Source organism: Undibacterium sp. 14-3-2, from assembly GCF_016595265.1.
GTDB lineage: Bacteria > Pseudomonadota > Gammaproteobacteria > Burkholderiales > Burkholderiaceae_D > Undibacterium > Undibacterium aquatile.
This window is the reverse complement of the sequence record NZ_JAENGS010000005.1, coordinates 244,406-259,938: the sequence shown is the minus strand read 5'-3', so window position 1 is coordinate 259,938 and position 15,533 is coordinate 244,406. Positions and strand designations below refer to the sequence as shown.

The window sequence follows — 15,533 nt, the reverse complement described above, 5'->3', positions numbered from 1 at the left end:
TCAAATAACATGTTTACTACTATTCCACTTTACCCAATTTTCATCGATATATATGTACATTGAGTGACGTGGACTTGAACCTAAAAAGATTGAAAACTATTTTGTTTGTACGGCAGTATCAGCGATTGCTGAGGATTCGGCCAAAACTTGCTCGTTGGTTTTACACTCGTTCGCAAGTTGCAGTCCCTTGCGGGAATCAAGTAACAATCCTTTAGCAGGAATACCTATCCAGATAAAGCCCGCCTTCGTATTTTCGAAGCGATGTGCGCCTGTCGTCGTTTCCACGCGGGACATACGGTACAGGCGTTTTTTCCAACGCATTGCAATATGTTGTGGATCGTCTGCGTTGCTGTACATGGTGAGGGAATTGCCCAGTTCGCATTTGTAATCAGCACTGGCATGCAATTGCACATCCGGCTCAGCTTCTTCCTCGTCCTTAGCAGAGTGTGTTGGAGTCTTGCTTGCTTTTGAGGACACTTTCGCTTTGTTTTTTGCGATTTCAGCTTGCGCTGTCATTGGAGAAAAAATAAAGCTGCCGGCAAACACCAAGCCTGCGATGCGGAGTGACAAGGTATTCATAGAGAGTCTCCTTTAAGTAATGCTTGCGCCATTGCTGGCAAGTTAGTCGCACCTGATGCGGCACGTTTCAAGATGGTCCAGTAGTAACGATAACTGGCCCTGTCATGCAATTTCCCCTGAAATTGAATCGGAGCCCATTGTTTTTGTTGTGCAGCCATCAGTATATCGGTTGCCTCAACAACTTCATCAAATTGAGGCGCCATTGTCGTGATGATCGTTTGAATCTGATCTGGGTGAATACTCCACATGCGCGTGTAACCTAAATCATTTTTCGCTCGCTTTGCATCATTGGCGATGATACTGGAGTCCTTGATTTCTGTTGTTACATTGTGTGATGGTACTTTTCCGTAACGATGGCAAGCCGCAGCTATTTCAAGTTTTGCACGAACCACTAAAGGGTGTTCAAATTGTCCTGGTGAGCGCATTGCGGTAGCAGGAATTGCGCCAAAATGGGCAGAGACAAAATCCATAATTCCAAATGACAGGCATTCAACTTGTGAAATAGCTGCGATCGCCATTACATTTGCAAGTGCTTCGTGCGATTCAATCAGAACATGAACGGGTAAATGTTTTTTGCCAGCGGCTTCCGCATGCAAATTTATTCTTTTTATCGCGTCTGCAACCTGCGGTGCTGAGTCAACTTTGGGTAATACGACATAAGCCAGTTTATGTGCTGCGGCTGGCAATATGATTGATAAATCCTGTTCAAACGCTGCGTGGTGGAGGTCGTGTACTCTGACACCGATACGATTGTGACGATTTTCCTGGCTATTCAGCAGATCTGCTACCAGTCTGGCGTGCTCGGCTTCATTGCCGGTCGCGGCACCATCTTCGCAATCAAACGTGATGTCAAACACAGCACCAAGCGTTTGCTGGAGTGCCATAGACTTACGCATTAACTTTTCTGAACCTGCATAGTGATCGCAAACCGGTAAAAATACCGGTGTTAGCTGATCCTGAAATAAGGCTTGAGAAGGATGCATCAGGCTATGGCAATAAATGCTGACAGGCAGAGTTCACATTCAAATGAATTCTGCCTTTATTTAAATCAGCCAACCAGATGTTTTACACCATCACGCTCTTCTTGCAATTCGTTGAGTGTGATGTTGATGCGTTCGCGAGAGAATTCGTCGATTTCCAGACCCTGAACGATTTTGTATTCGCCGTTTTCTGTTGTCACAGGGAAGCCGAACATGGTGCCTTCAGGGATGCCATAAGAGCCATCGGAAGGAATGCCCATCGTTGTCCATTTACCGTTTGTGCCCAAAACCCAGTCACGTACGTGATCGATTGCTGCATTCGCTGCAGATGCAGCAGAAGACAGGCCACGTGCTTCAATGATTGCTGCGCCGCGTTTGCCTACTGTTGGCAGGAATACGTCTTTGTTCCAGACTTGATCGTTGATCAAGTCTTTAACGGAAGCGCCATCTGCAGTTGCAAAACGATAGTCAGCATACATTGTTGGAGAATGATTGCCCCATACGCAGAGTTTTTCAATCGCAGCAACTGGCTTGCCAATTTTTGCAGCAACTTGAGACAAGGCGCGGTTGTGATCCAGACGCAGCATTGCAGTGAAGTTTTTCGCCGGCAGATTAGGTGCGGATTTCATTGCGATGTAAGCATTCGTGTTGGCTGGATTGCCAACCACCAGAACTTTGACATTGCGTGATGCAACTGCATCTAACGCTTTACCTTGAACTGTGAAAATTTGCGCATTGGCTTCGAGCAGATCTTTACGTTCCATGCCAGGGCCACGTGGACGCGCGCCAACTAACAAAGCAACGTCGATATCTTTGAATGCGGTCATCGGGTCGCTGTGCGCTGTCATGCCAGCCAGTAATGGGAATGCGCAATCGTCGATTTCCATCATCACGCCTTTCAGCGCTTTTTGAGCTTTTTCGTCTGGGATTTCCAGTAATTGCAGAATGACTGGCTGATCTTTACCAAGCATATCGCCATTAGCAATACGGAACAGAAGGGAATAACCGATTTGACCAGCAGCGCCGGTAACAGCTACGCGCATAGGGGATTTAGCCATGATGCATCTCCGAAAAGTGGTATGAAAAATGATGTTCAAACATGTTGCGACGATACTGGCCCGCAACGGAAAATACTCAATGATACCGCTGAAATTGTCTGCTGGTCAGCCAAAATACATGTTTCCATGAGCTTTTCGCTTTACATTGCAGATATCCAAACTATATTGCCTGATAGTTGTTTGCTGCATTTACTCCTTTGCAGCTATCAGTGTCAATCGCTCGGACGCGAGTGTAGGCTCTATGTTTTACCATGTCAATCACTATCTTATGTCTTATATAAGATATATAAGTCGGTAGTTATTTGTGGACGTGATGGGTGTTTTTGTGGTGAAATTGCGGACTATGACTTCTATCACACCAAATGCCAATATTTATCCGGGGAGCTCGATGAGCTCTGGTGCTGGCGTTGCGGGTTCGGTTGCCGGTGCGGCACCAACCTTTAGTCCTCTTTATCAGCAAATCAAAGCATTGATTACTCAGGGTTTGCAATCCGGAGAGTGGAAGCCGGGCGAGCTCATTCCCAGTGAGATGGAGTTGGCGAGTCGCTTTAAGGTTAGTCAGGGAACGGTGCGCAAAGCAATCGACGAATTGTCTGCTGAAAATCTGGTGGTACGTCGCCAGGGGAAGGGGACTTTCGTTGCGACTCATCACGAGGCAAGAGCACAGTTCCGTTTTCTCAGATTGGCACCGGATGAAGGCGTGCCACATTATCCCGAAAATCAAATTATTGAAGTCCGCCGTTTGCGGGCGCCGGCTGAGGTCGCGCGCTTGCTTGAGATTAAGTCGGGTGATTCTGTGGTCTTTATTCGTCGGGTTCAGTCATTTTCGGGTGTGCCGACAATTCTTGATGATTTGTGGTTGCCAGGCTCTATTTTTAAGGGTTTGACGGCGGAGCGTCTGAATGAATATAAGGGGCCGATGTACGGTTTGTTTGAGACCGAGTTTGGTACGCATATGATTCGCGCTTCCGAACAGATCAGAGCGGTCTGTGCTGACGATGTCGCTGCGCATTTGCTGCATGTGAATATGGGCACGCCGCTACTGAATGTTGAGCGTGTTTCTTTTACTTATGGTGATAAACCGGTGGAGTTGCGGCGAGGTTTATATTTGACGACCAGTCATCATTACCGGAATGAATTGAGCTAGTAAGTTGAGCTGGTTTTGCGCGATTTTAGCCCGAGTCAGCTCAGCGCATAATTGTATTTAGTATTAAGATAGAGAAGTTTTGCAGAATGAGGTCATTTTTGTTGGTGCAATGCACCAAAATGAGCGAAAATTGCAGGGTTTTTGTACAGACTAGTTAATGGGGAGATTATTTATGTCTGAAGTAGTGAAAAACAGGCCGCGCTATGGAGTGATGCGCCTGGTAGATGCAACTGGATACCGCTTGCCGCTGGCGGGTGTGGTTTCTATTTTGCACCGCATTAGTGGAATGTTGATGTTCTTGTTGTTGCCTTTCATTCTGTATTTGTTGGACAAGAGCGTTACTTCTGAGGTGTCGTTCGCGGAGTTGCAGCGTTTTACTTCCGGCGTATTTGTTAAGTTGGTTATTCTTGCGCTCGTCTGGGCCTATCTGCATCACTTTTGTGCAGGTGTACGCCATTTGATTATGGATCTTCACTACGGTCTTGATAAGCATACAGCGCGTAAATCTGCTTTAAGCGTGTTGATCGTCAGTGTTTCTTTGGCTGCCTTGATCGGCTTGAAATTGTTTGGAGTATTTTAAATGGCAAATAACAACATTGGCCCTAAGCGCCTCGTTGTAGGTGCACATTACGGTGTGCGTGATTGGCTGGCACAACGTGTTACGGCGATCGTCATGGCATCGTACACAGTTATTTTGCTGGCGATGTTTTTGACGGGCAGCAACTTTACTTACGAAGGCTGGGCAGGAATTTTTGCTCAACAATGGTTTAAGTTGGCGACGTTTTCCGTAGTTATCTGCTTGTTGTATCACGCTTGGGTTGGTATGCGTGATGTCTGGATGGATTATGTGACACACAATGTGTTTGTCCGTCTGGTATTTCAGGTTGCCACTATTTTGTGGCTGGTTGCTAGTGCTGGTTATGCAGCACAGATTTTGTGGAGAGTATAAAAGTGGCTGCAATTAAATCCGCAATTCCTACCCGTCGTTTTGATGCGGTTATCGTCGGTGCTGGTGGTTCAGGCATGCGTGCTTCGTTGCAATTGGCTGAAGCTGGTCTGAATGTCGCGGTGCTCTCTAAGGTCTTTCCAACGCGTTCTCACACGGTTGCAGCACAAGGTGGTATCGGTGCTTCTTTGGGGAATATGTCTGAGGATAACTGGTTCTGGCACATGTTTGATACTGTCAAGGGTGGTGATTACCTTGGCGATCAGGATGCAATTGAATTCATGTGTCGCGAAGCACCAAAAGTGGTCTATGAACTGGAGCACTTTGGTATGCCATTTGACCGCAATGCGGATGGCACGATTTATCAACGTCCATTTGGCGGTCACACTGCGAATTTTGGTGAAAAGCCTGTTCAGCGCGCCTGCGCGGCTGCCGATCGTACAGGTCACGCGTTGCTGCACACACTGTATCAGCGTAACGTCCGCGCCCGTACACACTTCTTCGTTGAGTGGATGGCAATTGATCTGATTCGTGATGCTGAAGGCGATGTTGTCGGTGTTGTTGCTCTGGAAATGGAAACTGGCGACGTGATGATGCTGGAAGCCAAGCAAACGATTTTTGCTACCGGCGGCGCTGGCCGTATCTGGGCTGCTTCTACTAACGCGTTTATTAATACCGGTGACGGTATGGGTATGGCAGCGCGGGCTGGTTTGCCTTTGCAGGATATGGAATTCTGGCAATTCCATCCTACTGGTGTGTCGGGTGCTGGTGTGTTGATCACTGAAGGCGTGCGCGGTGAGGGTGGTATTCTGGTGAATAGTCAGGGTGAGCGTTTCATGGAGCGCTATGCGCCAACACTGAAAGATCTGGCTCCGCGTGATTTCGTTTCCCGTTCTATGGATCAGGAGATTAAAGAAGGCCGCGGCTGTGGTCCGAATAAAGATCACGTTATGCTTGATTTGCGTCACATTGGTGCTGACACGATTCAAAAACGTCTGCCATCCATTCTCGAAATTGCACATAAATTCGCGAACGTGGATGCAACTAAAGAGCCTATTCCTGTCGTTCCAACAATCCACTACCAGATGGGTGGTATTCCGACCAATATTCACGGTCAGGTTGTTACGACTAAAAACGGTAGCAATGAAATTGTCAACGGTTTGTATGCGATCGGTGAATGTGCCTGCGTATCTGTGCATGGTGCAAATCGTCTGGGTACAAATTCTTTACTTGATCTGTTGGTGTTTGGACGTGCTGCGGGTAACCATATCGTTGCAAGCAACCTCAAAGCACGTAGCAATAAAGAGTTGCCTGCTGACGCGGCGGATGTTGCCTTGGAGCGTTTATCACGCATTGAAAACTCTACCGGTTCAGAGCGCGTTCAGGATGTGGCAAATGCCATCCGGAAAACGATGCAGCAGCATTGCGGCGTATTCCGTACTGACGAGTTACTGCAAGAAGGCTACAAAGAAATTATGGAGCTTGATGAGCGCCGTAAGCATGTTTCATTTAAAGATAAATCCAAAGTATTTAACACGGCACGTGTTGAAGCGCTGGAGTTGGATAACCTGATTGAAACAGCAAAAGCGACCATCACATCGGCGAATGCACGTAAAGAATCCCGTGGTGCGCATGCTCACCGCGACTACGAAAAACGTGATGACGATAACTGGATGAAGCATACCCTCTGGTATTCCGAAGGCAATCGCCTCGACTACAAACCAGTTGTGACTAAGCCTCTGACTGTTGAAACCTTCAAGCCAAAAGCTCGTACATTCTAAAGAGATAACACTATGGCACGTACACTGAAATTTAAAATTTATCGCTATGATCCTGATAAGGATGCAAAGCCTTACATGCAGGATCTGACCGTCGAATTGCAAGATACCGACAAAATGTTACTTGATGCATTGCAACGCATCAAGGCCGACGTTGATGATTCATTGGCTTTGCGTCGTTCATGCCGTGAAGGTGTGTGCGGTTCTGATGCGATGAATATCAACGGTAAGAATGGTCTGGCTTGTACTACCAATCTGAATGAATTGTCTGAGCCTATCGTTTTGCGTCCTTTGCCAGGTTTGCCTGTGATTCGCGATCTGATCGTGGATATGACGCAATTCTTCAAGCAATACAATTCCATTAAGCCTTACTTGATGAATGACTCTATTCCTCCGGAAAAAGAGCGTCTGCAATCACCTGAAGAGCGTGAAGAGTTAGATGGCTTGTACGAATGTATTCTTTGTGCATGCTGCTCAACATCATGCCCATCGTTCTGGTGGAATCCTGATAAATTCGTTGGCCCTGCAGGTTTGTTGCAGGCATACCGTTTTATCGCCGATTCACGTGATGAGGCAACTGCGCAGCGTCTGGATAATCTGGAAGATCCATATCGTTTGTTCCGTTGCCACTCAATCATGAACTGTGTTGATGTTTGCCCTAAAGGTCTGAATCCGACCCGGGCAATTGGCAAAATCAAAGAATTAATGGTTCGTCGCGCAGTCTGATCAATTTGAAGTGGCGCTGTCAGGCGCCACTTCTATTTCATGCAGTTTTTTTTGAAGAGCTGCATGAAATGGAAGCATTAAAAGAGAAAGTAACTATGTCTGAGCTTGCAGGAAATTCTCATCAAAGTGATCCGGTGAAGCGTGCTCGTCTTCGCTGGCGTGCGCGACGCGGATTATTAGAAAACGATCTGATACTGACGCGATTTCTGGATATCAATGAAGAGTCATTAAGTGATGAAGAGGTGGATGCCTTCAGTCGCCTGATGGAATTGTCAGACAGTGTCCTGATGGACTTGATAATGGCGAAGAAAGAGCCGGAAGCAGAAGTGGATTTGCCACATGTTCACGCTTTGCTCTCTCGTCTGCGGATTGCCTGACTGGAAATGATTTTTTTTGTGTTTTTTTGATTAACGACTCACCTCTTATCTGAAGGAAGAGCCATGACTAATTCTGAAACAAAAGCAACCCTCTCATTCTCTGATGGCTCGCCATCATTGGATATGCCGATTTACAAGGGATCGATTGGTCCTGATGTTATAGACATCCGTAAGTTGTATGGCTCTACTGGCATGTTTACATATGATCCAGGTTTCATGTCGACTGCGGCATGTAATTCTTCGATCACCTATATTGATGGTGATAAAGGTGAGTTGCTGTACCGCGGCTATCCGATTGAGCAGTTAGCGGTTAACGGCGGTGATTTTCTTGAAACTTGCTATTTGTTGCTGAATGGTGAATTGCCGACAGCAGAAGAAAAAGCAAAATTTGTTGCGACCGTGACTAATCACACGATGGTTCACGAACAGATGCAATTCTTCTTTCGTGGCTTCCGCCGTGACGCACATCCGATGTCTGTGCTGGTTGGTACGGTTGGTGCGTTGTCTTCGTTCTATCACGATTCTCTGGATATTAACGATCCTCATCACCGTGAAGTATCAGCGATTCGTCTGATAGCAAAAATGCCGACGCTGGTAGCTATGGCATATAAATATTCTATTGGTCAGCCTTTCGTTTATCCACGTAACGATTTGTCTTACAGCGCGAACTTCATGCATATGATGTTCTCGACACCATGTGCAGAATACAAAGTTAATGAAGTTCTGGTTCGTGCTTTGGATCGCATCCTGATTTTGCATGCAGATCACGAGCAAAACGCGTCGACATCGACAGTACGTCTGGCTGGTTCTTCTGGCGCGAATCCATTTGCATGTATCGCTGCTGGTATCGCTTGCTTGTGGGGTCCTGCTCACGGCGGTGCAAATGAGGCTGCACTGAGCATGCTGGAAGAAATCGGCAGCGTCGATAATATTCCTAACTTCATCGCTCAGGTCAAAGACAAAAACTCTGGCGTCAAGCTGATGGGCTTTGGTCATCGTGTTTATAAAAACTATGATCCACGTGCAAAACTGATGCGCGAAACTTGCTATGAAGTATTGCAAGAACTGGGTCTGCAAGATGATCCACTGTTTAAACTGGCAATGGCTCTGGAAAAAATCGCGTTGGAAGACGAATACTTCGTTAGCCGTAAGTTGTACCCGAACGTTGACTTCTACTCTGGTATCGTACAGCGCGCACTGGGTATCCCAACTGCCTTGTTTACTGGTATTTTCGCTCTGGCGCGTACAGTCGGTTGGATTGCGCAATGGAAAGAAATGATTTCTGATCCTGAGCAAAAAATCGGACGCCCACGTCAATTGTTCGTTGGTGCCGCAAAGCGCGACGTTCCTGCGATCGATAAGCGTTAATTCTGTTGATCAGCTACTGCACTGCAGCATCGAAAAAAGCGAGTCTTTGTGGCTCGCTTTTTTTTTATTCGTTAAATATGCTATGCTTCGGCTCGAATGTAAATTTTAGATGTTTTTTCGTTTTGGAATCAAAAAATATATTGTCAATGATGTGCGTTTTGACTCCGATACGAGAATAGTTTGAAACAAGCCCTTCCCCACAACTTGATGTGCAATCCGCTAACCGGTCAGGCCGTGTCGCGGAAGGTTAGACTAACCCGCTAATCTCGCGAAACGCGAAGAAAGGTGAGCAAGATGATGCAACAATATAACGCTAATTCGTATTTGTTCGGCGGCAATGCGCCGTATGTAGAGGAACTTTACGAAGCGTATCTGAATAATCCCGGTTCTGTTCCTGAAAACTGGCGTGCGTATTTCGACGCCATGCAACACGTGCCAGCAGTTGATGGCTCCAGTAAGCCCGACGTTGCTCACGCACCCGTGATTGCTTCTTTTGCGGAACGTGCAAAACAAGGTCCTATCCGTGCCGTTAGCGCAAACGCCGATGCCGATATGGGACGTAAGCGTGTTTTCGCACAGCAGCTGATTGCAGCTTATCGTTTCCTGGGTAGCCACTGGGCTAACCTTGATCCTTTGCAACGTCAGGAGCGTCCAGGCATCCCTGAGCTGGATCCTAGTTTTTACGGATTCACCGATGCCGACATGGACATCAAATTCAATATCTCGAATACCTATTTCGGACCTGAATTAGCTTCTTTACGTGACCTGATTAATTTTTTACGTGATACTTACTGCCGTTCCATCGGTGCCGAGTTCATGTATATCAGCGATCCAGCTGAAAAACGCTGGATACAGCAAAAACTTGAATCCATCCGTTCCACGCCTTCCTTTACTCCAGAGAAGAAAAAACACATTCTCGACCGTTTGACGGCTGCAGAAGGACTGGAACGCTATCTTCATACTAAATACGTCGGTCAGAAACGTTTTTCTCTCGAAGGTGGCGAAAGTTTCATCGCATCGATAGATGAAACAATTCAGCGCGCAGGTGAGCGCGGTGTCGAGGAAATCGTTATCGGTATGGCCCACCGTGGCCGTCTGAACGTTCTGGTCAATACTTTGGGTAAAATGCCGCAGGATTTGTTTGCTGAATTTGAAGGCAAACACGGTGACGACTTGCCAGCAGGCGACGTTAAATATCACCAAGGCTTCTCATCCGATATTTCTACTCCAGGCGGTCCGGTTCACCTGTCTCTGGCATTCAATCCTTCCCATCTGGAAATCGTTAATCCTGTGGTTGAAGGCTCTGTCAAAGCGCGTATGGATCGTCGCGGTGACAAAGATGGCTCACAAGTATTGCCTATTCTGGTCCACGGCGATGCCGCTTTCGCAGGGCAGGGCGTTGTGATGGAAACCCTGAATCTGGCGCAGACACGTGGCTACGGCACTGGTGGTACAGTGCATATCGTGATTAACAATCAGATCGGTTTCACGACATCTGATCCACGCGATTCCCGTTCCACATTGTATTGCTCTGACGTCGTCAAGATGATTGAAGCACCGGTATTGCACGTGAATGCGGATGATCCTGAAGCCGTTGTTCTGGCAACGCAAATTGCTCTTGATTACCGTATGGAATTCAAGAAAGACATCGTTGTCGACATCATCTGCTATCGTAAATTGGGTCACAACGAACAAGATACGCCAGCATTGACACAACCGCTGATGTACAAGAAAATCGGACAACATCCTGGTACGCGTAAATTGTATGCAGATAAGCTGGCTGCGCAAGGTACGATTCCTGCCGATGGCGGCGATCAGATGGTGAAAGCTTATCGCGATGCGATGGATGCTGGTAAGCATACCCATGACCCTGTTATCTCTAACTTTAAAAACAAATTTGCGGTTGACTGGATTCCATTCCTGAACCGTAAATGGACCGATGCTGCTGATACAGCTGTGCCGCTGACTGAGCTGAAACGTCTGGCTGAGCGTATCACTGTCGTGCCTGAAGGCTTCAAACCTCATAGTCTGGTAGAAAAAGTTCTCGGCGACCGCGCTACGATGGGTCGTGGTGAAATGAATCTGGACTGGGGTATGGGCGAACACCTTGCTTATGCTTCTCTGGTTTCCTCCGGTTATGCAATTCGCCTGACAGGTCAGGACGCTGGTCGTGGTACCTTCGTGCATCGTCATGCTGTTCTGCATGATCAGAAGCGTGAACGTTGGGATGCAGGTACGTACATTCCTCTGCAAAATATCTCTGATAAACAGGCACCATTTACTGTTATCGATTCCGTTTTGTCAGAAGAAGCGGTACTGGGCTTTGAATATGGCTATTCCACAGCAGAGCCAAATACACTGACTATCTGGGAAGCACAGTTCGGCGATTTCGCTAACGGTGCGCAGGTCGTGATCGATCAGTTCATCAGTTCCGGTGAAGTGAAATGGGGTCGTGCATGCGGTCTGGTGATGATGCTGCCACATGGTTACGAAGGTCAGGGCCCTGAGCATTCATCCGCTCGTCCTGAACGTTTCCTGCAATTGTGTGCAGACAACAATATGCAAGTCGTTCAGCCGACAACTGCAGCACAGATTTTCCATCTGTTGCGCCGTCAGATGATTCGTCAGTTCCGCAAGCCACTCGTGATCATGACGCCGAAATCCTTGTTGCGTAACAAAGATGCAGGCTCTCCATTGTCTGATTTGGCAAAAGGCAGCTTCCATACTGTGATTGGTGAAGTTGACGAAACGATCGATGCGAAGAAAGTCAAACGCGTGATCGCTTGCTCCGGCAAGGTGTACTACGATCTGGTCAATGCACGTAAAGAGCGTGGTCAGACAGATACTGCGATCATCCGTGTTGAGCAGTTGTATCCATTCCCACATAAGAGCTTCGCTGCGGAATTGAAAAAATTCCCTAACCTGGCAGAGCTGGTATGGGCACAGGATGAACCGCAAAATCAAGGTCCATGGTTCCAGATTCAGCACAATATTTTTGAAAGTCTGGAAGAAGGCCAAAAACTTGCTTACGCAGGTCGTCCAGCGAGTGCATCGCCAGCTGTCGGTTACTATGACAAGCACTATGCGCAGCAAAAAGCATTGCTGGAAACGGCATTTTCCAAACTCAAGGGCTTTGTCCTGACTAAATAATGACGCGGCACTGCACCAGAAGCTGGTGCAGTGTTTGGCTACCCGAATCGGAGAGTAAAAAATGGCAATTATCGAAGTTAAAGTTCCTCAGTTATCTGAGTCCGTCGCTGAAGCGACTTTGCTGACATGGCATAAAAAAGTAGGTGAATCCGTAGCTCGTGACGAGAACCTGATCGACGTTGAAACAGATAAAGTTGTTCTGGAATTACCAGCACCGGACGCTGGTGTGATCACACAAATCATCAAGGGTGATGGCAGCACAGTGGTTGCTGGTGAAGTTATCGCTATCCTCGATACAGCAGCGAGCGCCGGAACAGTTGCAACGACTGCCGCTGCACCTGCTGCGGTTGCAGCGGCACCGGCAGTTGCTGCATCTGCTGATGCAAAATCGTCGGCTGGCGTTGCTATGCCGGCGGCTGCAAAAATTCTGGCTGAAAACGGTTTGTCTGCTGGCCAGGTTGATGGCTCAGGTAAAGATGGCCGTGTAACGAAAGGTGATGCATTGGCTGCTGTTGCCGGCAAAGCTGCACCTGCTGTTGCGCCTCTGGCAGCACCAGTGTCAACCAAGCCAGCATTGCAACAGGTGAATGCACCTGCGGCGGTGAACCTGGGTGATCGCCCTGAAGAACGCGTTCCTATGAGCCGTTTGCGTGCGCGTATCGCTGAACGTCTGGTGCAATCGCAATCTACCAACGCGATTCTGACGACGTTCAACGAAGTCAACATGGCACCCGTCATGGAATTGCGCAATAAGTACAAAGACAAATTTGAAAAAGAACACGGCGTGAAACTGGGTTTCATGTCTTTCTTCGTCAAAGCTGCTGTTGCTGCACTGAAAAAATACCCTATCGTTAATGCATCCGTTGATGGTAACGACATCGTGTATCACGGTTACTTTGATATCGGTATCGCAGTTGGTTCGCCACGTGGTCTGGTCGTGCCTATTCTGCGTAATGCTGATCAGATGTCGATTGCTGAAATCGAAAAGAAAATCGGCGAATTCGGTGCTAAAGCGAAAGATGGTAAGTTGACGTTGGACGACCTGACTGGCGGTACATTCTCCATCTCTAATGGCGGTACTTTCGGTTCTATGTTGTCGACACCGATCATCAATCCACCACAATCTGCGATTCTGGGTGTGCATGCAACCAAAGACCGCGCAGTGGTTGAAAATGGTCAGATCGTCGTTCGTCCGATGAATTATCTGGCGATGTCTTACGATCACCGTATCATCGATGGTCGTGAAGCAGTATTGGCTCTGGTTGCGATGAAAGACGCGCTGGAAGATCCATCACGCTTGTTGTTGGATCTGTAAGAGGCCATCGTCGTGAACATCGCTGACGACATCAAACGTCTGCATGAACTGCATCAGGCGGGAGCCCTGACTGATGCAGAGTTCGCGCAAGCAAAGGCGAAGCTCCTGTCTTCCGTTGGAAGCGGAGCTTCTTCTCAGGACGCACACAGTAATTCCTTTTCGGGTATTGATGACTCCCTGAATCAGTTAAACCGTTTCCGCCGCTCGAATACCGATCGCTGGCTGGGTGGTATTTGCGGTGGTTTAGGTAAGTTCACCGGGTTGGAATCCTGGATATGGCGTTTGCTGTTTGTCTTTTTCACTTGTTATTTTGGCGCGGGTCTGGTCGCTTATGTTTTAGCGTGGATTTTTGTGCCAGAAGAAGAGTGAATCCGCCTGTTCACCGTATGTCTTTTCCTCACGCGTAATCAGAAACAATCAGAAATCAGGATAAATCCATGAGCAAACAATTTGATGTCGTCGTAATCGGCGGCGGCCCTGGCGGCTATATCGCAGCAATTCGTGCTGCACAACTCGGTTTTTCCACGGCCTGTATCGATGCCTGGAGCAACGACAAAGGCGGTCCGGCACCGGGCGGTACCTGCACCAACGTTGGTTGCATTCCATCTAAAGCCTTGCTGCAATCCTCAGAACATTACGAACATGCTGGTCACGCGTTTGCTGACCACGGTATTTCGGTATCCGGTCTGGGTATGGATGTCGCAAAAATGCTGGGACGTAAAAACACCATCGTTAAACAAAATAACGACGGTATTCTGTTCCTGTTCAAAAAGAATAAAGTCACTTTCTTCCACGGTCATGGTTCCTTCGTGAAAGCCGACGCGGCTGGTTACGAAATCAAGGTTGCCGGTAAAACAGAAGAAAGCATCACTGGTAAGCACATCATCGTTGCAACTGGTTCCAATGCTCGCGCATTGCCAGTCGCACCGTTCGATGAAAAGACAATTTTGTCCAACGAAGGCGCACTGAATATCGCTGAAGTACCGAAAAAACTCGGTGTTATCGGTGCAGGCGTGATCGGTCTGGAAATGGGCAGCGTATGGCGTCGTCTCGGTGCTGAAGTTACTGTACTTGAAGCATTGCCAACTTTCCTCGGTGCAGTGGACGAACAAATCGCCAAAGAAGCGAAAAAACTGTTCGACAAACAAGGCCTGAAAATCAATCTCGGCGTGAAAATCGGCGAGATCGTCAACAGTGGTAAAGACGTTACCGTCAATTACACCGATGACAAAGGCGCAGAACACAAAGCCGTATTCGACAAGCTGATCATTTCTATCGGCCGCACACCAAACACCAACGGCCTGAATGCCGAAGGCGTTGGCCTGGCACTTGATGAACGTGGTTTCATCGCGGTGGATGGCGATTGCAAAACGAATCTGCCTAACGTCTGGGCGGTCGGTGACGTAGTACGCGGTCCTATGCTCGCACATAAAGCGGAAGAAGAAGGCGTTGCCGTTGCAGAACGTATCGCTGGCCAACACGGTCACGTGAACTTCAACACGATTCCATGGGTGATTTACACATCCCCTGAAATCGCGTGGGTAGGTCGTACCGAGCAGCAATTGAAAGCCGACGGCGTTGCATATAAAGCCGGTACTTTCCCATTCATGGCGAATGGCCGCGCACGTGCACTGGGTGATACTTCCGGTATGGTTAAATTCCTCGCCGATGCAACGACCGATGAAATCCTCGGCGTACACATCGTTGGTCCTATGGCTTCAGAATTGATCTCTGAAGCGGTGGTGGCGATGGAATTCCGTGCATCTTCTGAAGATATCGCACGTATTTGCCACGCCCATCCTTCTTTGTCGGAAGCGACAAAAGAAGCCGCGTTGGCAGTGGATAAACGTTCGCTTAACTTCTGATCGATACGTCATCTGCACCACGATAAAAATGGACGAGTCGGATACTCGTCCATTTTTATTATTGCCGTACCCGCCGTGTCAACGCATGTGGTTAGCGTTACCGGCGGTCAACGACCAGCCAGACTGGTTCCGTATTTTTCTGATCGACAGACGATGTGGTTTCGATTGTCAGCAAAGTCAATCTGACTCAATGTGAATCAGCATGAATCAACGCACGGATGGATGATGGCATCGATGCGTACCG

14 protein-coding genes are annotated in these 15,533 nt (G+C 47.9%); 11 read left to right on the top strand and 3 right to left on the bottom strand.

Annotation, left to right across the window (positions count from 1 at the left end; translation table 11 throughout):
• Nucleotides 1–96: 96 nt before the first annotated feature.
• From Undi14_RS13125 to Undi14_RS13115, 3 genes are all read right to left on the bottom strand, one after another.
• Nucleotides 97–579 carry a hypothetical protein gene (locus Undi14_RS13125; RefSeq protein ID WP_200180734.1) on the bottom strand — a complete coding sequence of 161 codons (483 nt, stop codon included), beginning with the start codon at nt 577–579 and terminating at the stop codon, nt 97–99.
• Nucleotides 576–1,562, bottom strand: a complete 987-nt coding sequence (locus Undi14_RS13120; protein ID WP_200180732.1) for a CoA ester lyase — start codon at nt 1,560–1,562, stop codon at nt 576–578. Before Undi14_RS13120 ends, Undi14_RS13125 begins: the two co-directional genes overlap by 4 nt.
• Before the next feature lie 65 nt (nt 1,563–1,627).
• Complete coding sequence (locus Undi14_RS13115) at nt 1,628–2,617, bottom strand: malate dehydrogenase (protein ID WP_186885513.1); 990 nt, start codon at nt 2,615–2,617, stop codon at nt 1,628–1,630.
• A gap of 343 nt (nt 2,618–2,960) precedes the next feature.
• On the opposite strand from Undi14_RS13115, the gene Undi14_RS13110 reads away from it, so the two are divergent.
• The 11 genes from Undi14_RS13110 (at nt 2,961) to lpdA (ending at nt 15,289) form a co-directional block, all read left to right on the top strand.
• Nucleotides 2,961–3,764, top strand: coding sequence for a GntR family transcriptional regulator (locus Undi14_RS13110; RefSeq protein WP_186885512.1), 804 nt, complete (start codon nt 2,961–2,963; stop codon nt 3,762–3,764).
• 172 nt (nt 3,765–3,936) lie between these two features.
• Complete coding sequence (sdhC, locus tag Undi14_RS13105; protein ID WP_186885511.1) at nt 3,937–4,344, top strand: succinate dehydrogenase, cytochrome b556 subunit; 408 nt, start codon at nt 3,937–3,939, stop codon at nt 4,342–4,344.
• On the top strand, nt 4,345–4,713 hold the full coding sequence (sdhD, locus tag Undi14_RS13100) for a succinate dehydrogenase, hydrophobic membrane anchor protein (RefSeq protein ID WP_186885510.1): 369 nt from the start codon (nt 4,345–4,347) through the stop codon (nt 4,711–4,713).
• A gap of 2 nt (nt 4,714–4,715) precedes the next feature.
• Complete coding sequence (sdhA, locus tag Undi14_RS13095) at nt 4,716–6,491, top strand: succinate dehydrogenase flavoprotein subunit (RefSeq protein WP_200180730.1); 1,776 nt, start codon at nt 4,716–4,718, stop codon at nt 6,489–6,491.
• Nucleotides 6,492–6,503: 12 nt separating this feature from the next.
• The gene (locus Undi14_RS13090; protein ID WP_186885508.1) at nt 6,504–7,214 is read left to right on the top strand and encodes a succinate dehydrogenase iron-sulfur subunit; all 711 of its coding nucleotides are present in this window, start codon (nt 6,504–6,506) and stop codon (nt 7,212–7,214) included.
• Between the two features lie 68 nt (nt 7,215–7,282).
• Complete coding sequence (locus Undi14_RS13085) at nt 7,283–7,591, top strand: succinate dehydrogenase assembly factor 2 (RefSeq protein WP_370589952.1); 309 nt, start codon at nt 7,283–7,285, stop codon at nt 7,589–7,591.
• 63 nt (nt 7,592–7,654) lie between these two features.
• On the top strand, nt 7,655–8,959 hold the full coding sequence (gene gltA, locus Undi14_RS13080) for a citrate synthase (RefSeq protein ID WP_186885506.1): 1,305 nt from the start codon (nt 7,655–7,657) through the stop codon (nt 8,957–8,959).
• A 294-nt stretch (nt 8,960–9,253) separates the two neighbouring features.
• On the top strand, nt 9,254–12,109 hold the full coding sequence (locus Undi14_RS13075) for a 2-oxoglutarate dehydrogenase E1 component (protein ID WP_200180728.1): 2,856 nt from the start codon (nt 9,254–9,256) through the stop codon (nt 12,107–12,109).
• A gap of 61 nt (nt 12,110–12,170) precedes the next feature.
• Entirely contained in the window at nt 12,171–13,424 is a 1,254-nt protein-coding gene (odhB, locus tag Undi14_RS13070) for a 2-oxoglutarate dehydrogenase complex dihydrolipoyllysine-residue succinyltransferase (RefSeq protein WP_200180726.1), read from the top strand.
• Between the two features lie 12 nt (nt 13,425–13,436).
• Nucleotides 13,437–13,793 carry a PspC domain-containing protein gene (locus tag Undi14_RS13065; RefSeq protein WP_186885503.1) on the top strand — a complete coding sequence of 119 codons (357 nt, stop codon included), beginning with the start codon at nt 13,437–13,439 and terminating at the stop codon, nt 13,791–13,793.
• Nucleotides 13,794–13,861: 68 nt separating this feature from the next.
• Nucleotides 13,862–15,289 (top strand): dihydrolipoyl dehydrogenase, encoded by a 1,428-nt coding sequence (gene lpdA, locus Undi14_RS13060; RefSeq protein WP_200180724.1) that lies wholly within the window; start codon nt 13,862–13,864, stop codon nt 15,287–15,289.
• The last annotated feature ends 244 nt before the right edge of the window (nt 15,290–15,533 follow it).

Coding starts and splice junctions, on each gene's coding strand:
- Undi14_RS13125 (WP_200180734.1), bottom strand. CDS start 579: ATGAATACCTTGTCACTCCGCATCGCAGGCTTGGTGTTTGCCGGCAGC.
- Undi14_RS13120 (WP_200180732.1), bottom strand. CDS start 1,562: ATGCATCCTTCTCAAGCCTTATTTCAGGATCAGCTAACACCGGTATTT.
- Undi14_RS13115 (WP_186885513.1), bottom strand. CDS start 2,617: ATGGCTAAATCCCCTATGCGCGTAGCTGTTACCGGCGCTGCTGGTCAA.
- Undi14_RS13110 (WP_186885512.1), top strand. CDS start 2,961: ATGACTTCTATCACACCAAATGCCAATATTTATCCGGGGAGCTCGATG.
- sdhC (WP_186885511.1), top strand. CDS start 3,937: ATGTCTGAAGTAGTGAAAAACAGGCCGCGCTATGGAGTGATGCGCCTG.
- sdhD (WP_186885510.1), top strand. CDS start 4,345: ATGGCAAATAACAACATTGGCCCTAAGCGCCTCGTTGTAGGTGCACAT.
- Undi14_RS13090 (WP_186885508.1), top strand. CDS start 6,504: ATGGCACGTACACTGAAATTTAAAATTTATCGCTATGATCCTGATAAG.
- Undi14_RS13085 (WP_370589952.1), top strand. CDS start 7,283: ATGGAAGCATTAAAAGAGAAAGTAACTATGTCTGAGCTTGCAGGAAAT.
- gltA (WP_186885506.1), top strand. CDS start 7,655: ATGACTAATTCTGAAACAAAAGCAACCCTCTCATTCTCTGATGGCTCG.
- Undi14_RS13075 (WP_200180728.1), top strand. CDS start 9,254: ATGATGCAACAATATAACGCTAATTCGTATTTGTTCGGCGGCAATGCG.
- odhB (WP_200180726.1), top strand. CDS start 12,171: ATGGCAATTATCGAAGTTAAAGTTCCTCAGTTATCTGAGTCCGTCGCT.
- lpdA (WP_200180724.1), top strand. CDS start 13,862: ATGAGCAAACAATTTGATGTCGTCGTAATCGGCGGCGGCCCTGGCGGC.